Here is an 18,385-nt window from a genome sequence, read left to right on the forward strand (position 1 = left end):
AAGTGTACCATATTTTTAGAAATTTGACATAGAAAAAGCAAGGATTTATCCCTGCTTAATTGTAAAATGAATGTTTTTGTTTTTCTTCTAGATATTGTGAAGTAAAGAGTTCATAATAATAGCCTTTCATCTTCATCAATTCATCATGTGTTCCCTGTTCTGTAATATGGCCGTGTTGTAAGACAACAATGCTATCTGCTTCTACAATGGTACTTAGACGATGGGCAACTACAAAACTTGTTCGTCCATCCAATAGTTTGGATATCGCAAATTGAATTGCCTTTTCGCTTTCTGTATCAATGGAACTTGTTGCCTCATCTAATATGACTATGCTTGGATTTGATAAAATCGCTCGAGCAAAGGAAATCAACTGCTTTTGACCCGTGGATAAACGATCTCCACCTTCTCCAACTTCACTGTCATAACCTTTTTCTAAACGTTCGATAAAGTCATGCGCTTGAATCAATTTCGCAACCTCGATTACTTCTTCATCACTTGCTTCAGGTCTTCCATAACGGATATTGTCTCGTATAGTTCCGCTAAATAAATTCGGTGTTTGTAAAACATACCCTATTTTAGAATGAAGCCAACCAACACTACGATTACGAATGTCACTTCCATCCATTAAGATGGCACCTTCACTTGGTTCATAAAAGCGACATAACAGATTTACAATCGTACTTTTGCCAGAGCCCGTTTCACCGACCAAGGCAATCATTTGTCCCTGTTTCACATGTAAGTTAAAATCATGTAACACAGTTTCTTTTTCATTGTATCGAAACTTCACATGTTCAAAATCAACATCCCCGTAAAGTGGTTCATAGGCTTCTTTTTTCTCATGTAGAAGTGTACCATATTTCTCAATAACATCTTCACGATCTTGTATTTCTACCTCTTCTTCTAACAGTGATACCACACGTTCTGCACTTGCTTGTGCCATCTGGATTTCTGTTAGAATACGTGCAATTTGTTTCAATGGTTCAAAAAATAATGTTGCATAGTTCACAAACATTACAAGGGTACCAAATTGAATGGTTTTAAGTACCACTTGTTGTCCTCCGACCACTAACAACAAAGCAATTACAACCCCACTCATGAAGTAAACGATTGGTTGAAAGATTGCGTTGATACGAATTCCACGCATACTATACTGATACATATTGTTCGTCTTTTCCTGGAATTCTTCAAAGTTCTCTTTTTCTATACCTAATGTTTTCGTTGTTTTCGCTCCATTGATACCTTCTGCAATTGAGGCTGTAATCTTAGAATTTTCTTTTCTTGTCTTACGTTGTGCTTTTAGTATTTTTCTTTGAAAATACATTGATACAAACCATAAGATAGGCACAATAACAAGGACTGCAATTGCCATTTGCCAATTGACAATCAACATTACAATACAAATTCCAATGATGACCAAAATACCCCATACCGCATCCGCCAATGACCACGCTAGAATTTCTGCGATTCTAGCGGTATCTGAAGTAACACGTGCCATCAACCATCCATTTGCAGTACGATCAAAATAAGAGAACGTAAGTTCTTGTATTTTATGAAAGCATTTTTTACGTAGATTCTTTCCAAAGGCACTCTCAATACGTGCAGCTAGACGAAAGAATACATAAAAAATTATACATTGTGAAACAATCATAAACAAATAAAACCCAATGAAATAAGGAAGTGAATCTGCATTTCCTTTATCTACGATATAAACATCGATTGCATATCGTTGTAACATTGGCATAACAATATCGGTAACTGCCAACAGTACATTAAACAACAACAAAGGTATTAAATAATTTTTATGTTCCCATAAAATCTTAAATATACGACTCCAAGTTCCACGATCAAATACATCGCTGACGAACTCTTGTTCTTTCATATTTGGATTACTCATAATCATCACCTCCCGCATTTTGTAATTCATAAATTCTGCGATAGATGCCATCTTCTTTTAACAACTCTTCATGACTTCCCTTTTGCACAAGTTTTCCTTGATCCAATACCAATATCAAATCTGCAGATTGTGCACTGTTCACACGATGCGTAATCATAAACATCGTCATTGGATCCTCTAAGGAATTCAACGCATCTTGAATCATCGCATCCGTCTTTGTATCTAATGCACTTAAGGAATCATCAAAGATGATAATCGGACTTTTTGACAACAACGTACGCGCAATCGCAACACGTTGCTTTTGACCACCTGATAAAGTAACTCCTTTTTCACCTACCATAGTGTCATAGCCACTATCAAAAGCTTCAATATCTTTATGAATACTTGCTAAGCGTGCAATGGACATAACATCTTCTCGTTTTGCATCACGATTCGCTAATTCTATGTTTTCATAAATCGTTTTTGAAAACAAGAATGGTTCTTGTAAAACAATTTGCACATGTTCTCTTAACCAAGATTTCGCAATCTCTTTTAATTCTACGCCATCAATCGTAATAGAACCTTGATCATAATCATAAATACCACTCAACAAATGCACGAGAGAGGATTTTCCAGAACCCGTTGGTCCCATAATCGCAACCTTACTATGTGCTGGTACCTCAAAGCTTACATCTTTTAAAGTATGTTGTTCATCATCTTCATAATGAAAACATACATTTTGAAACACAATATTTCCTTTAATATTTGGACGTACACCACCCTCTAAGTCTTCCATTTCTTCATGTAAGACTTCTTCTATACGGGTGATGGATACACTGACCTTTCCCATATCTGCTAGAATTCTTCCAAGTTGACGCATTGGCCAAACAATGGTAGATTCATACATTAAGAAAATTAAAAATGTTCCTAGCGTAAGTTCATTGTTCATTGCCATAATAATACCAAATACTACCATTAACAAAATCTGCAATTGTCCAATCAAATCTGAACAACTCCAGAACAAAGCTAACGCATGCATCAATTCATACAATTTTCCACGATATTCTTCATTGCTTTCTTCAAACTTTTCAATTTCTACTTTTTCTTGATGAAATGCTTTTACTACACGCATGGCATTCAAATCTTCTTGTAATACTGTGGTCATTTTACTTTCCGCAAGATCACACTCTAAAAAGATTTTCTTAGCTTTCTTAAAAAAGATAAACGATACCAACAACAATATTGGAATTAACGAAATTGAAATCAATGTCAATTTTACATTACGACTAAACAATATAGCTGCCGCTAAAGATGCATTGATAATCGCAAACATCATCTCGGATAATTGAGACGCAATAAATCTACGGATTGTTTCAATATCTGAAGTACTTCTTTGAATTAAATCTCCACTATCTTTCATCTTATGATAAGGGAATGGTAATTTCTGTAAGTGATCATACATTTCATCTCGTACATTTCTTGCGAATGTTTCACTTACATTTCCTGTATGAACACTTCGTTTATGGATTGCGAATGCAGTACATAAATACACAATCACAATGAGTAAACTTCCTACCCATAAATTATCTTGTAGCCAAGATATACCCCCTAGCTGATTCGCTATATCGTTTAATATTGCATTTTCAAATGGAACACCAGCAATTACATTATCTACAATATACGATATAATCAATGGTCCCAATAACATGAACAGTGCATACATCAACACATCTAAAAAGATGAGCGAAAACTGTTTTCTATGTGGTTTGGCATACCGCCAAATAAACTTAATCTTTTCCATAATTCCCCTTTCTACAAAAAAATAGGCAATGTGTGCCTATCGTTCAACGTATTTCATCAATCCCTATTTTCGATGTTCTTGAGCATAACTTGCGAGTGCTTGAGAAATCTGATCTGGGCATGATGTAGGTTTTGCTCCACAGCGCACCCCTTGAAATACCTCTATGACTTCACTTATTTTCTTGTCTTTTAACATTCTTGATATTCCCAGCAAATTTCCTGCACAACCTCCAACGATAACTACATTACGAATAACATCGTTTTCAATTTCAAAGCGCATTTCCTGTGAACAAACTCCTTTTGGTCTATATACAAATGTTTCCATTATAATTCCTCCTTTCCTATTTTATGGATTCTTTTTAGTACCTGTTGTGCCATGAGCGCCACAAACAAGCCTGTGGGTATCGAAAGCAATGTTAAGATTGGTAATACTGCCTGCATAAAGAATTGTTGGTAGATAAAGGTAACGGCAATTACCTGCCCAACACTATGAAACACACTTCCAGCAACACTTACGCCAAACATGCTCATAGGGCTCTTCTTCTTTGCGATGATACAAGCAAGAGAGCTCAGCATCACTCCACATAACGATAACCAAAACCCAGTGCCAAAGATAACGCCCCTTAACAAAGACGCTAACACTACACGCATTACGTTTATCGATATCATTGTTTTTGCATCAAACAAATACAGTGCTATCAGTCCTACAATATTCGCAAGACCCAATCGAAACCCAGGAATAGGAATCGGTAGTGGTACCATTGATTCTACCATATGAAAGATAATACTAATCGCAATTAGCATTGTAATCGTTGTCATGTTCTTCGTACTCTTTATCATTGTATCACCACATCATCCCCGTTTTCTTCATCAACGGCTTCTATCATAACTACAATATTGTTTGGTAAACAAACAATGGGACGATTGCTATCTTTTACCCAACCTTGAATAGAACATAGATTTTGTGGAGATGTTTCCCTTTTCACACGTACTTGTTTATCCTTGATTTCTACAATTACATCACCAAGGCTACCTTTTACATGATAGGAATGATCCAACGATACATCAACACGTAATACTTCTTCATTTTTATAACTGACGACGACTTCTTTTGCTTTATTCTTTTCCTGTGCATGAATCCAAAACAGAGGCACATAAAACAAAGCAGAAGATATTACAACGACAAGTATAAATATTTTATCAGCTTTGTTCATAAATTCCTCCATATGCCTTTTATTATACTGTAAACGTTTGTATTTGAAAACTGTTTTCAAAAGAAAAGAGGATTTCTCCTCTTATTTTGCATTCTTTTCCCCATCTTTAATCGCTGCGATAAAGCCATCTACAGAAATTGTACATCCACTCTTTACATCATCATTTTCTGCTTTTCCATCTGCGTTCACTTTGATTTTATCGACACCGTTCTTCTCTACATAATCTTCGAAGAAATCAACTTGCTCATCCCACTCTTTATTGATAGGACTCGCTTGTTTCATATTGTAATCATCACCAAGCTCTTTTTTTGTTTTGTCTTTTCCCTTCGCAGTTTCATCAATATCGACATCTTTTATCTTTCCATCTTCCAACTCTACTTTTGCAGTAGTAACTTCCCCATTGCTACTCGTATGTGTGCCAGTACCTTCTGTTTTCACTGGTTCTTTACTGCTTCCACATCCACAAAGTAAAAATCCTAAGCCTAAACATAGCCATTTCTTATTCATAATATCATTCCTTTCATACTATTTCTAGTATGCGGTATGAACCATCTTTTATTCATCTTTCACAAAAAAAAGAAGGGAATTGTTCACCTTCTTCTCATATCTTTATTTTGCGGCTTCTTTTGCGTTATTAGCAGCTTCCATAACACTCGTCAAAGAAACTGTACATCCAGCTAAAATATCATCGCCAGTTGCTTTTCCATCGTCTCCTAGTTTCACTTTATCCAAACCATTCTTTACGATGTAGTCTTCTAAGTATTTGATTTGTTCAAACCATTCTTTTTTAGCCTTTTTGCTATCTGATTTCATGCCATAATCATTACCAAGTTCTTTTTTGGATTTCCCTTTTTTGGTTTCATCCAATTTGATAGATACAACTTCATCACCCTTCATAACAATTTCAGCAGTTGCTTTGTCTCCTTCTTTGTTAACAGCAGATTCACCACTGCCTTTTACCTCTTTAGCAGAGCTTCCACAACCTGCCAAAACAAGTGCCATAAGTAATACTGCAGATAATTTTTTCATAATTTCCTCCATGCTAATTTAATAGCTTATCTGTATGTTCCCATCCAACCTGTTAAATAGTAACAAATACTCTATAAGGTCGTCAATCAAATTGCATCGAATTACAACAGTTAATTTTTACCATCCTTTAAAAGTTGATTACTGCTTGGATAGCTTTCTGCCATCGCTCTAAATTCTCCCTTCTAAGCTCTTCTTTCATGGATGGATAAAATTCTTTAGAAATCTGGAATTGATTTCGTATTTCTTCTTTGTTTTTCCAATACCCAACCGCAAGACCTGCAAGATATGCAGCACCTAGAGCGGTTGTTTCACTAATGGTAGAACGAACGACACATGCCTTGGTGATATCGCTTTGAAACTGCAAGAGATAGTTGTTTAAACTTGCGCCTCCATCTACTTGCATTCGTTCTATTGAAAGTCCACTATCTTCCTTCATCGCATTTAATACATCATTGGTTTGATAGGCTAATGATTCTAGTGTAGCACGTATGATATGATCTTGCGTTGTTCCCCTTGTTAAACCAAACATAGCGCCTTTAACTTGGGCTTTCCAATAAGGAGCACCCAACCCAGTAAAGGAAGGAACTACAATAACTCCATCACTACTCTCTACACGCAATGCTCTTTCCTCACTATCTTTTGATTGATTCAAAATCTGCAAACCATCTCTTAGCCACTGAATAGCTGCCCCTGCAACAAAGACACTACCTTCTAGCACATAATCTACTTCCCCATTGATTCTCCAACCAACACAGGTAACAAGTCCATTACGAGAACGTATGAGTTTCTCTTTGGTATTCATCAATAGAAAACAACCAGTACCATAGGTGTTTTTCACATCTCCAGCATCAAAACAAGTCTGTCCAAATAAAGCCGCTTGTTGATCTCCAATAAGAGAAGCGACTGGAATCGGCGTATCAAAAATCCCTTCACATACTCCATATACTTCGCTACTATCACAAATCTTTGGTAACATGCACATAGGAATGTTCCAAAGTTTACATAATTCTTCATCAAACTCTAACGTCTTAATATTCATCAACATCGTACGAGATGCATTTGACACATCACTCACATGTACTTTTCCTTTTGTAAGTTTCCACAACAACCATGTATCCATCGTACCAAACAAGAGTTCACCACGCTCTGCACGTGCTTGGGCACCTTCCACATGATCTAATATCCAACGTATCTTACTTGCGGAGAAATAAGGATCCAACAACAACCCTGTTTTTTCTTTGACCCACTCTTCCATACCCTCATCTTTTAATCGCACACAGTATTCATCACTTTGACGAGACTGCCATACAATCGCAAAATAAATTGGCTGTCCACTTTCTTTATCCCATACTACCGTAGTTTCTCTTTGATTGGTAATACCAATTGCTTCAATTTGTGAATCTTTGATTCCAGCTTTTGCCATCACTTCAAAGATAACTCCAACAGTACTTGCCCATATATCATTTGCATTTTGTTCCACCCAACCAGGATGGGGATAATAATTTTCTAATTCTTTTTGTGCTAACGCAAGAATATTACTTTCTTCATCAAATAGTATTGCACGAGTACTTGTTGTACCCTGATCGATTGCCATAATGTACTTTTGCATATAAAGACCTCCATAAAGCTTATCAACTATATCGATTATATCACATTTGAAAGCGTTTACCATGATTAAATGAAACATTTATTTCTCTCACTTATAATCTTTGTAGTTCCCCCTATATTTATAAGGTTTCTATATCATTCCCCTTTTTTGTTCTTACACTTTACACGTACAAGATGGATTTTAAAAGTTCTAGAAAGTCAACAAACGTTATCCTCGTTTCTCAATAAATAACATTTCGAATAGTTTGGTGTAGGTACAAATAAAAGCCATCATTTTAAAAATGATGACTTTCATTTTAAATACTTTCTTGTCGAATTGTTTCTACAATATTATCTTTCTTTAATTTTCGTAATGCGTACTGTGTAATACAAAATAAAATTAGGAAGATGAATACTATCATAATGATATTGGAACTCACAGGAATCTCAAAAGTATATCCAAAAGTACTATTTAATATCAAATAAAGCAAATACATAGCCCCTACTCCAAGAATTCCACCATAAATGCATGCTTTAACCCCATAAGATAAAATTTCAAACATCATCATTTTTTGAAACTTACGTGGTGTTATACCAACAGAGTGTATCATTGCGAATTCCCTTTTTCTTAGGTTGATTCCTGTGGAAATTGTATTGATGATGTTGGCAATACAAACGATCGCAATCAATGATGCAAATCCATATAGAAGGATATTAATGAGCAAAGATTGTTGACTCCTAGAACGCATAAGTTGTGAATAGTTATGAATATACATAGATAATCCATTATTCTCATACTTTCGTTGTATAACTCCAAGTTCTTGTTCTAAGGCAAGGTCGTCATCTGTAGTGAATTCTACATTAAAGCTTGAAAACATTGCAGTGTCACTTACTTTTTGATTTTCAAGCACTAGTTTCGCAAAATTCTCTTCGTTCGTTACTATCATAATCGTTGGGAAAAACTCCATATTAGAAGAAGCATCAACAGGGATTTTCTTATCACTAACATGCGCAACACGCACATTCACAAAGGCATTGAGAACACCTTGAGCACCCATTTTTTGGATACCCATATGGTCATTTTTAGAAATATCAAGCCACTCTACTTCTTCGTATTTCTGTTCATTAGGATATTTATAGGATCCTTTGTTAACGAGAATAATAGAAGGTTCCTTTGAAGACATTGTTTCTTTTGACACACCAATATCTTTTGCATATGTATCGAATGATGTATCATCTAGTACAATAAGCTCATATGATGGTTCAATTCGCAAGTTATCAATACCCTCCATTTGTGCATAATATGCTTTGTTCATAAAGTCGACTGCTTGTTTAGTGAAATTGACTTCTTGATCATAAATAATTGGCATCTGCTTATAGGTTGTTATACTCTTTGCATTTCGTGTATTTTTTAAATCCTTAATCATTTCCTTGCTTGGCTCGATATATTGTTTTGAATCATACTCTTGTGTAACCTGTAGCTTAATATCAAATAGAGAATTTTCTTGTACTAAGAAATAAGATTTTTGTACAAGAGAGGAAAAATAACTTGCACTCATGAATAATATCACACAAATTACAAGAGATGTTAAAGTCGCAAAATATCGAGAACGATTACGTTTCATATTTTTTAAACCTAGTTCTCCCTCAATTCCAAAAAGTTTGCGTGTAAGTCTTTCTTTCTTCCTATGATATTTTCTAATCTTAATATCTTTGTTTTGACGAATTGCAGAGATAGGAGAAATTCGTTGAGCCCTTCGGGATGGAATCCAAGCGGATAGAAATAAAATCAAGATTGCAAATATTACTGTCAATAAAATACTCCATCCTTCGATGATCACTTGTAATCCTACTGCAGTGCTTCCAAATAAACCTTCAATATAAGGATTCATTAATGCGAATGTAATATTCAGCCCTAAAATACTTGTTAGGATACCTAATGGAATCGAAATCATTCCAATTACACCTGCTTCAAAGAAGACAGAATTTCTACGTTGTTTTCGTGTAGCTCCAACGCTTGAAAGCATTCCAAGATAACGACTTCGCTCACTTAATGAAATAGAAAACGCATTATAGATAAGAGAAATGCCACCTATCATAATAATAAGAAATAGAAGTATACACGCCTTAACGATGACATCCATTAGACCATCTTGTGCTGTCCCATAAAGATAAGTAAGAGCGATATGAGCAGCATAATCTTGCCTTTCAATATCATATTTTTCCGCAATCATATCCATGTCATTTTCTAGAGTTTGCTTGTTGACAAAGGACACAAATAGTTTATAGTTTTCGCCTTTTTGAAAATTTGTAAATGCATAAAATACTGGTTCTTGTTTCATTTCTGCATTTACTTCCACCATTCCAGTGATCACAAATGTTTTTGTTTCTTTTTGTTCTTCTTTAATTACATTCCCATCAGCATCCCAGATTGCATCTTTCTTTACAAGAAGCTCTATCGTATCGTCGATTTTATAAATAAAATCTTTATCATTCATCAGTTCTTCACAAAGTACAATTTCATTATCTTTTGTTGGAAGTCTTCCCTCCTTTAGAAGGACACCACCTAACTGTGAATGTTCTGTATCCATTCCTAGGATAGAAAGATCTCTTCGATATGTATTCTCTATCGCAATAGAACTTTCTGTTAAAGATGACGTAGCAATATTACTCAAACGAAATGTTTTTTCAAAAGCATCTTCTTTTACAATGTTTTCCATAACATCTTCATCATCAATTACAAAAAAGCCTTCATAACTTCCCTTTTCTGCGATACTAGAGCGAATCATTACATCTTGAAAAGATGTCACAAGAATACAAACTGCAGAAATCATTGCAACGCAGATAGTAACTCCAACTATGGTCACAATGGTACGTTTCTTGTTTTGATGCATACATTTCCATGTGACCTTCTGCATAATGTTCATCGACGAATCACCTCATCCTTAACAATTCGTCCATCTTCAATTGATATAATACGATCTGCTTGTATCGCGATATTTTCATCATGTGTTATAACAATCAATGTCTGTTTATGTTTCTTATGCAAACTTTTCAATAAGTTGATGATTTCTTCACTGTTTTTTCGATCTAAATTCCCCGTTGGTTCATCCGCCAAAAGAAGAACAGGACTTGCAATGAGTGCACGACCGATGGAAACCCTTTGTTGTTGCCCACCACTTAATTCATTAGGAAGATGATGTAATCGATCTTCAAGTCCTAATGTCGCAACCAGTTCTTTGTAATGTGCATCGTTGACTTCTCGATGATCCAACAACAATGGAAGCTGTATGTTTTCTTCCACGTCCAAGACTGGAATCAGATTATAAAATTGATAAATAAGACCGATTTGTCGTCTACGAAAAATTGCCATTGCACTTTCATCCAAATCGTACATATCCTTATCATCGATATACACTTTCCCATTACTTGGTGTATCTACACCTCCAAGAATGTGCAATAATGTAGATTTACCAGAACCACTTGCTCCTACAATTGCCACAAACTGTCCTTGTTCTACACTAAAACTAACATTATCTAATGCCTTTACTTGGTTTTCACCAGAACCATACACTTTTGTAAGATGTTCCACTTTTAATATTTCCATACCTTACCTCCTCGATATCTTTATCATACACGCTCATCATGACATGTTCATGACATATAGATGACAGTTTTGTCATTTATAAAAAGTAATGGTAAAGGTAGTACCTTCATGGTTCTTACTAGTTACCTCTATGGAAGCATTGTGCTGGATACAAATGGAGCGTGATAATGCCAAGCCAATACCAACACTATCACTTGCCGCATTTTTTCCTCGGTAGAAGCGCTCAAAAATGTGTGGTAAATCCTCTTCACTGATACCACTACCGCAATCCATAAAAACCACTCGAGTATGTAAAGGTGTTTCTTGTACTTTGATTTCAATAGAGGATCCTTCCGCTGTATGCTCCAAACTGTTTTTTATAAGATTAGCAAAGGCCTCACTCAACCAATTCTTATCCCCTACGATAAAAATGCTTTCATCACAAGCTACTATACATTCTTGATGCTTTAATTCGATAAGAATTTGAAATGGTTCTAAAGCATGCTGTATAACTTCATGTAAAGCAATCTGTTCTTTATGAAATGTAATAGCATTAGCATCAATTTTGCTGATCTTCAATAATGATGATATAAGCCATTGAAGGCGTTTCATTTGTTCCCTCATTTGAACGATAAATTCCATTTTCTTCTCTTGTGGTAATTCTTCTTCCAACAAGTCACTCATTACCATAATACTTGTTAATGGTGTTTTTATTTGATGAGAAATATCACTTAGTGCATTCGCAAGAAAGTGTTTATCTTTTCGTAGTTCGTCTGCTTGCTGTCGAAGAATATGAATGATTTTGTAAATATCACTTTTTAGAATACTAAGTTCTCCTTCAGCATACTCTTGTACTTCAAAATATTGTACACCTTGATATACTTTTTGAAGATATACGCATAGTTTCTCAACTTCCTGATAACGTTGTTTTGTATATATGAAAAAAAGTACATATGCTATACATGCTACACATAAAAATCCAATTAAAAAATTTGTTATTAAACTAATTAATAAACACCCCAATACCATGATTCCATAAACATATGTCCCTTTTCGAATTTCCTTATTCTTCCACATATAAATTCTCCAAACGATAACCCAGTCCCCGGACTGTCACTATGATAGTAGGTTCTTGCGCATCCTCTTCTAATTTTTCACGAAGCCTACGAATGTAGACACTCAATGTATTATCATTCACAAAATTACCTGCGACATCCCATAGACTTTCTAGAATTTGTGAACGTGAAAGTACTTGCCCAGGGTGATTTAAAAATACCAAAAAAAGACGATACTCCATTGCAGTTAAGAGCACTTCCTCACCATATTTATATACTTTGCCACTTTTTGTATGAATTTCGATGTGTCGGATATGGTATTTGCCTGTGTTCTCTTGTTTATAATATCGTCTCGTAACAGATTTTATTCGACTTAATAATTCTTTTAAACGAAATGGTTTTGTAATATAATCATCTCCACCTAAATCTAATCCCATAACTACATTGACTTCATCATCCATAGCGGTTAAAAATATAACAGGTACATTTTGTCTTTGTTTGACAAACTTACATATGTCATATCCACTACCATCACTCAATCCAATATCCAAAAGTAATAAATCGAAGTTTTCACTCGCTAAACACTGTAACGCTTCCGCCTTTTTAGTACAGTGACTTACTTTATACCCTTCTTTTTCTAAAGAATAGACTAATCCTAATGCTATTGCATGATCATCCTCTACGAATAGTATCTTCAATTTAATCACCTCTTATCTTATCTCATTATAAAAGAAAACAGCCGTGAAGTCCACGACTGTTACAGAATTGTCATGATGTAATTTTTTCTTTTACCCTTGTTAAAAAAGCTTTCTCAAAAGTAGTTACATCAACGGGTCTGCTAAATAAATATCCTTGAATGAGATAACATCCAAGTCCCATCAATAAATTGCGTTGTTCCATATTTTCGACACCTTCTGCTATGACTGCAATATGTAATTCTTTACACATATCGAGGATATGTTTTATAACTGTCATATTCTTCTCGTGTTCCTTTAAGGAATGTATCAAACTTTTGTCTATCTTTAAAACATCTACATGAATATCTGATAAAATTGATAAGTTCGTAAAATCTGTACCAAAGTCATCTAATGATAGAGAAAATCCTGCTTCGTGAATTTGACGAGCTCGTTGATAGAGCATCGTTTTCCCAACATCCGCATAGCTTTCTGTGATTTCTATTTCAATATATTTCTTTGAAATATCATATTGTTTTACAATTGTATTCATAATATCTATTAAATTTTCTTCCATCATTGTAACTCTTGAGAAATTAAGCGAAATGATAGGACACCTTTTTCCAGAGAGTGACCATTTCCTTATTAATTTACATACTTCTTCAAATACAAATAGATCTATGTAACGAATAATTCCATTCTGCTCATATTTAGGAATATATTCAGATGGAGGAACAAGGTTGCCATTCGTTCCAATTTTTCGAATCAATGCTTCCGCACCAACAACGTCTCCATACTTAGCATTTACTTTGGGCTGTAAGTAAATGACATATTCTTTGTTTTCAATAGCAGATATCAATTCGTCTTGCATTTTATAATGATCAATATTTTTTAATTCATTAATCCGTGACTTTTTAGCTTTCTTATTCACAAGTTTACTTTGTGTTGCAAACTTAATCATAGTAGCTAACTTTTTCTCTACTGCATCCCATGAATATCCAATGGAAATTGAGAACTCATTTAGTGTACTCACTTTCTCTTGGAATCGTTTGATGGCATGTTCCAACTGTTTTAATTCTACATCCATAAAAATACTTTGAAATTCATCTCCGCCCAGTCGATAATTAATCGCACCTGCAAAACATTCTTGCATTAAATTCGCAACAGTTTTTAAATAGGTATCTCCCATTTTTGTACCCTTTAAAGAGTTAATATTACTTAATCCATTGATATCAATCATGATAACCGCAAGATTATTCACACTATCAGGATTATATTGAGATACAAATTCATCATATTTTTTCCTGTTGTAAAGTCCCGTTAAAGTATCATATTTCTGTGTGTATAAAATATCTTCGACCATTTTACACTTATGCCATTCATTTGCGACAAACGCAGTGAAATTTTTCAAGAAAGAAATATTCTGTAGATTCCCATGTAAGTTATCAATTTCGATGATTCCTAATTCTTGACTACCATCATATAAACAATACCATTCTTGATTGTAAATGTTCTTTTGTTTTAGAATAGTATACAAATCATAAGACACGGTCATAACTGTCTCACAATTTTCAACCCTCAAATGATCTTTCCACTGACGATTATCTAAATAACTCGCAATGATTTTACGGTCTTCTTTATCATAATACAAGGCTTCCGAATCTTTGCTATTGCTATATACCCAACGAGCTTCCTCTCCATGGCGTGTAACATCCCAAAAACGTACAGTATCTGCCCTAAAATAGAGACAAATTGTTTCTAATGCAGATTCCATAACACCATCCAACGTGCTTGTTTTCTGCATATTTTGTATTCCTGCTAAAATATAGGTCTCTTCACTCATGTCATTTTGTAGTAAATCTACTACACTTTTATCATTAGATAAGTCAATTGCAAACGCTAAAAGCGCTTGATTTCCTTTCCAAGTCACCATCTTATTTTTGATCAAAAACTCTTGTTCTAACTTCTGATTATAATTCCGATACATAAAGTACTTGTCATTCGTCCAATTTGATTTTTGGCAGAATGGGCAAGAGGTTTGACGATTATGTAGTAAATCATAACATGTACGCCCTTTACAATCATTCTTTGTTAAACCCAATCGTTCATAGAATGCTTGATTCCCAATCAATAATTCATATGTTTCCGGATGCACAAGGTATGCAATATCCCCTTGTTCTCCAATCAAACGATCAAACTCAGATTCATTTACGCATTCGATATTTTCTTCTATCTTATACACTTGGCGAGCGACATTCTCTGCATGTTTAGAAAATTCTTGATGTTCTTCAACAGAAACCAAATCATCCGAATACATGAAGAAGGAATTCTTTGTTCTCGTTTCTACACGCATCAAAGCAATGTTTGCTTGTTTAAAACAATTGGCAAATGTATCTTGTTTTTTTGCATATACAATACCTAATGATACAGTATATGGAATATCTTTATGCTGTTCCACCAAATCGAATATGGCCTGAATACGATTTTCAATATTGCTTATCTGTGTGTCTTTCAATAAAATGATAAAATGATCATTATCGTACCGCCCCAGTATATCTCGTTTTCTGAAAACAGTAGACAAAATATTAGATATGGAAATCAAAACTGAATCTCCTGAAACATATCCAAACTCTTCATTTATAGCTCTCATATGATTGATATTACAAAAAATAAACGCACATATTTCATCTTGTGCCATTTGAGATAAATAACTGCCGATTTCATCAATCAGTGTTCCACGGCAATACAAATTCGTCAAAGTATCGATTTTCTTATCTTTCGCATCTTGTCCATTATAATTGTGTTTAATATTTTTTAGATACATCAATGCCATCAAATGTTCATTCAGAGGATTTTTAAATAAATGAATTGTTATTTCCATCCATACCATTTTATTCTGATCAACAATTCTTCTGAATTCACATCCTAACATCGTGATTCCATTTTCATAGGAATCATGAAGATTTTTGCATTCTAATACTTCCAAATAATGTTTGCGATCATCAGGATGTACAATGACCTCAATAAAGGAACGAAAAAGTTCTGAATAGGTCATGGTATCTATCACTTCATTATATAAATTCCATAACCCGCCCATCTTCAATATTTTATTTTCACTGATATCCAAATGTCCATAAGCAGATGTAGAAGATAAAACCGACTGATAAAAGAGCGATTGCTCAACATATTGACTTACTGTTGCTTTTTGTGATTCTATATCACCTAACACACAAAGAAGTTCTTCATGACCTCGAAATGAATGCAAGGATATATCTATTTTAATCCATATATACTCTTGTTTATTGTTTAACATTTGTAGTTCCACTGACATTTGCTTCCCTACTTCTGCAGACTTCATAAATTCTTCACATGCTTTTAATTCGTCAACATGCTCTGGGTGAATTCTTCCCCTATCCAAAAGTACAGCAGGAAATTCACTATCCTTTGAAACATCCTTCAAAATAAAGGAATCCATGTGACAATAATATATATTTTTACCACTGCGATCAAATAATAATACCCCAGCTTTTTCAAAATCTAGTAAATATTCAAACATAGAAGTGATATCTTCTAAATGACGAGCCACCGCTTGGAAATGATTGATATCAATGCATTGCATGAATAATTCGGTTCCATCTTCACTATGAAATTTTTGTATAGAACAAAGCACAAAAGAAATCGCATTATCGTTCTTTTTAAAAGAGAGCTTAAACTCCTTATAATTTAATACCCCTAGCAAAAATTCTTGAATTCCTATAAACTCTTCCACAGGCAAAAGAGCAGATAAACGTGCACCATTTTTCTGCTTCAATTCTTTTTCACTATAACCAACTAATTTGTAAAAACTGTCATTTGCATGCTCTATCACAAGTTCCGACTTGATCGAGATAAATGCATACGCATTTTCCAGATCTATTAGTTTCGTGTTTGTAATAGTACTCATACATATCACCTCATCTAACACATACTTTTTTCTATGATATATTTATATTATATCATCTTTTATTCCATAAATTGTATATTTTTTAAATATTACAGAAAAAAAGAAAACGCTTTACGTTTCAAGTCATCAAAAAGAAATAATACTTAACAAGCGATTCTCTTATATAATTATAACTTTACCTGTATATAAAGTGCGTATAATTCTTCTATAGCCTGTTCCATGTAATCCTCCATAATCGCAGCAAAGGACAATATCATATCTCCTTTGTTGCTTATGGAAATTCGAATTTGCTTCTGTTTAGCAAGTTGTAATAATGATGTTACATCCAAATTTTCTTGAAAATGTAAAATAAAACAAAGGGAGGATTCTTCTAAATGTATGGCAGCATTAGAAAAATAAGTGCGTAATAATATTTCCATGTGACTGCATTTTGAAGCATAGTGCTTACGTAATCTTTTCACATGGCGTTCCAAATGACCATCACTAATATAGTATGCGAGAGCTAATTGTTCAATTTTACTTGAAGTGGGAGTGTAAAAATTCATCCTTTGTTGGTACTTTTGCAATAAATCCTCATTCAAAACACAATAAGATATACGTAAAGCTGGCAACAATAATCGAGAAAATGAACCTATATATAACACTTGTTTCCCGCCATCGAATCCCTGCATCGCAGGTGCCATCTTCGTGTGATAACGCAACTCTCCATTATGATCATCCTCTATGATATAGGCATTTCTTTCTCGCGCCCATTGAAGAAGCAGCTTTTGTCTTTTTTTAGATAACGGTTGATGATAAGTTCCTGCAGCAGCACTATTGATATAGAGTACATTAATATCACTTTGGTTCAAGTCATCTATACAAATTCCTTCGTTATCTGTTTTTATGTATTGGATCGGAATTTGATAATCCTCACACACCATCTGTGCAGGAAGAAATGCTTCTTCAGCCATACCAAAAACAAGGGGACGATTTATTAACCCTAACAGTATATACAACAACGATTGAAAACTTGCACCTACCATTATATTTTTTTCACTACACAATACACCACGCATTGTATAAGCATAATTAGCAAGCGCAATACGCAAAGCTTGCTCCCCTCTTGCAACTCCATATGTGGTTATTTCTTGATGATGATCAAGCACCTCTTTTAAATATTTCTTCCAAAGTGTCACATCAAAAGCATCTTTATCCATACTCTGTGAACGGAAATCATAACGAATAATTTCTTCCTCATACAAATCCACATGTTCCACCACCTCTTTTCTTAGCTTTACATGTTCTTCATCTACATCCACAAAGTATCCTTTTTGAGCAATGGAGCGAATCAATCCATTCATCTCCAATACCCCATATGCTTTTTCTACACAGGTTTTAGATACCTTAAACATAGTTACAGCTTGACGAATACTTGGGAGTTGATCACCTTGTTTCAAATACCCTTCAAGAATATCCTCTTCTAGTTTTCTACATACTTGTTCATACAATTTTATTCCACGTTGTTTTTCAAAGTTCATTGCTTTTACTTTCATCTGTATCACCCCTTTAAGTATATCATAACTGTCCCCTGTTTTTTTATTATTTCTGTGCATTTTTATATACACAGTCTTCTGTTATACTA

At 34.4% G+C, this 18,385-nt stretch carries 14 protein-coding genes; all 14 read right to left on the reverse strand.

Translation table 11 applies throughout. The features are described from left to right. Positions 1 to 55 precede the first annotated feature (55 nt). The 14 genes from ACWG0P_RS08600 to pdxR all read right to left on the reverse strand — a co-directional run bounded on the left by ACWG0P_RS08600 (position 56) and on the right by pdxR (position 18,356). Positions 56 to 1,894, reverse strand: coding sequence for an ABC transporter ATP-binding protein (locus ACWG0P_RS08600; RefSeq protein WP_455801371.1), 1,839 nt, complete (start codon positions 1,892 to 1,894; stop codon positions 56 to 58). Then, the gene (locus tag ACWG0P_RS08605) at positions 1,887 to 3,674 is read right to left on the reverse strand and encodes an ABC transporter ATP-binding protein (protein WP_455801372.1); all 1,788 of its coding nucleotides are present in this window, start codon (positions 3,672 to 3,674) and stop codon (positions 1,887 to 1,889) included. Before ACWG0P_RS08605 ends, ACWG0P_RS08600 begins: the two co-directional genes overlap by 8 nt. Before the next feature lie 63 nt (positions 3,675 to 3,737). Beyond that, positions 3,738 to 3,998, reverse strand: coding sequence for a TIGR03905 family TSCPD domain-containing protein (locus tag ACWG0P_RS08610; protein ID WP_455793087.1), 261 nt, complete (start codon positions 3,996 to 3,998; stop codon positions 3,738 to 3,740). Further along, positions 3,998 to 4,513 (reverse strand): Gx transporter family protein, encoded by a 516-nt coding sequence (locus ACWG0P_RS08615; RefSeq protein WP_455801373.1) that lies wholly within the window; start codon positions 4,511 to 4,513, stop codon positions 3,998 to 4,000. The genes ACWG0P_RS08610 and ACWG0P_RS08615 overlap by 1 nt, the downstream gene beginning before the upstream one ends. Beyond that, positions 4,510 to 4,887 carry a NusG domain II-containing protein gene (locus ACWG0P_RS08620; RefSeq protein ID WP_455793085.1) on the reverse strand — a complete coding sequence of 126 codons (378 nt, stop codon included), beginning with the start codon at positions 4,885 to 4,887 and terminating at the stop codon, positions 4,510 to 4,512. The genes ACWG0P_RS08615 and ACWG0P_RS08620 overlap by 4 nt, the downstream gene beginning before the upstream one ends. Positions 4,888 to 4,968: 81 nt before the next feature. Next, the gene (locus ACWG0P_RS08625; protein ID WP_455793084.1) at positions 4,969 to 5,394 is read right to left on the reverse strand and encodes an FMN-binding protein; all 426 of its coding nucleotides are present in this window, start codon (positions 5,392 to 5,394) and stop codon (positions 4,969 to 4,971) included. A gap of 102 nt (positions 5,395 to 5,496) precedes the next feature. Continuing rightward, positions 5,497 to 5,916 carry a hypothetical protein gene (locus ACWG0P_RS08630; protein ID WP_455793083.1) on the reverse strand — a complete coding sequence of 140 codons (420 nt, stop codon included), beginning with the start codon at positions 5,914 to 5,916 and terminating at the stop codon, positions 5,497 to 5,499. Positions 5,917 to 6,043: 127 nt separating this feature from the next. Next, complete coding sequence (gene glpK / locus ACWG0P_RS08635) at positions 6,044 to 7,525, reverse strand: glycerol kinase GlpK (protein ID WP_455801374.1); 1,482 nt, start codon at positions 7,523 to 7,525, stop codon at positions 6,044 to 6,046. 295 nt (positions 7,526 to 7,820) lie between these two features. Beyond that, complete coding sequence (locus ACWG0P_RS08640) at positions 7,821 to 10,430, reverse strand: ABC transporter permease (RefSeq protein WP_455801375.1); 2,610 nt, start codon at positions 10,428 to 10,430, stop codon at positions 7,821 to 7,823. Then, positions 10,427 to 11,110 carry an ABC transporter ATP-binding protein gene (locus ACWG0P_RS08645; protein WP_455801376.1) on the reverse strand — a complete coding sequence of 228 codons (684 nt, stop codon included), beginning with the start codon at positions 11,108 to 11,110 and terminating at the stop codon, positions 10,427 to 10,429. The genes ACWG0P_RS08640 and ACWG0P_RS08645 overlap by 4 nt, the downstream gene beginning before the upstream one ends. A 72-nt stretch (positions 11,111 to 11,182) precedes the next feature. After that, positions 11,183 to 12,166, reverse strand: a complete 984-nt coding sequence (locus ACWG0P_RS08650) for a sensor histidine kinase (protein WP_455801377.1) — start codon at positions 12,164 to 12,166, stop codon at positions 11,183 to 11,185. After that, positions 12,153 to 12,842, reverse strand: a complete 690-nt coding sequence (locus ACWG0P_RS08655; protein WP_455801378.1) for a response regulator transcription factor — start codon at positions 12,840 to 12,842, stop codon at positions 12,153 to 12,155. The genes ACWG0P_RS08650 and ACWG0P_RS08655 overlap by 14 nt, the downstream gene beginning before the upstream one ends. 70 nt (positions 12,843 to 12,912) lie before the next feature. After that, positions 12,913 to 16,761 (reverse strand): EAL domain-containing protein, encoded by a 3,849-nt coding sequence (locus ACWG0P_RS08660; RefSeq protein ID WP_455801379.1) that lies wholly within the window; start codon positions 16,759 to 16,761, stop codon positions 12,913 to 12,915. A 167-nt stretch (positions 16,762 to 16,928) separates the two neighbouring features. After that, positions 16,929 to 18,356 carry a MocR-like pyridoxine biosynthesis transcription factor PdxR gene (gene pdxR, locus ACWG0P_RS08665; RefSeq protein WP_455801380.1) on the reverse strand — a complete coding sequence of 476 codons (1,428 nt, stop codon included), beginning with the start codon at positions 18,354 to 18,356 and terminating at the stop codon, positions 16,929 to 16,931. Positions 18,357 to 18,385: the final 29 nt, after the last annotated feature.

It is taken from the genome of Amedibacillus sp. YH-ame6, assembly GCF_053848845.1.

Coding starts and splice junctions, on each gene's coding strand:
- ACWG0P_RS08605 (WP_455801372.1), bottom strand. CDS start 3,674: ATGGAAAAGATTAAGTTTATTTGGCGGTATGCCAAACCACATAGAAAA.
- ACWG0P_RS08600 (WP_455801371.1), bottom strand. CDS start 1,894: ATGAGTAATCCAAATATGAAAGAACAAGAGTTCGTCAGCGATGTATTT.
- ACWG0P_RS08630 (WP_455793083.1), bottom strand. CDS start 5,916: ATGAAAAAATTATCTGCAGTATTACTTATGGCACTTGTTTTGGCAGGT.
- ACWG0P_RS08660 (WP_455801379.1), bottom strand. CDS start 16,761: ATGAGTACTATTACAAACACGAAACTAATAGATCTGGAAAATGCGTAT.
- pdxR (WP_455801380.1), bottom strand. CDS start 18,356: ATGCACAGAAATAATAAAAAAACAGGGGACAGTTATGATATACTTAAA.
- ACWG0P_RS08640 (WP_455801375.1), bottom strand. CDS start 10,430: ATGAACATTATGCAGAAGGTCACATGGAAATGTATGCATCAAAACAAG.
- ACWG0P_RS08645 (WP_455801376.1), bottom strand. CDS start 11,110: ATGGAAATATTAAAAGTGGAACATCTTACAAAAGTGTATGGTTCTGGT.
- glpK (WP_455801374.1), bottom strand. CDS start 7,525: ATGCAAAAGTACATTATGGCAATCGATCAGGGTACAACAAGTACTCGT.
- ACWG0P_RS08615 (WP_455801373.1), bottom strand. CDS start 4,513: ATGATAAAGAGTACGAAGAACATGACAACGATTACAATGCTAATTGCG.
- ACWG0P_RS08650 (WP_455801377.1), bottom strand. CDS start 12,166: ATGTGGAAGAATAAGGAAATTCGAAAAGGGACATATGTTTATGGAATC.
- ACWG0P_RS08610 (WP_455793087.1), bottom strand. CDS start 3,998: ATGGAAACATTTGTATATAGACCAAAAGGAGTTTGTTCACAGGAAATG.
- ACWG0P_RS08620 (WP_455793085.1), bottom strand. CDS start 4,887: ATGAACAAAGCTGATAAAATATTTATACTTGTCGTTGTAATATCTTCT.
- ACWG0P_RS08625 (WP_455793084.1), bottom strand. CDS start 5,394: ATGAATAAGAAATGGCTATGTTTAGGCTTAGGATTTTTACTTTGTGGA.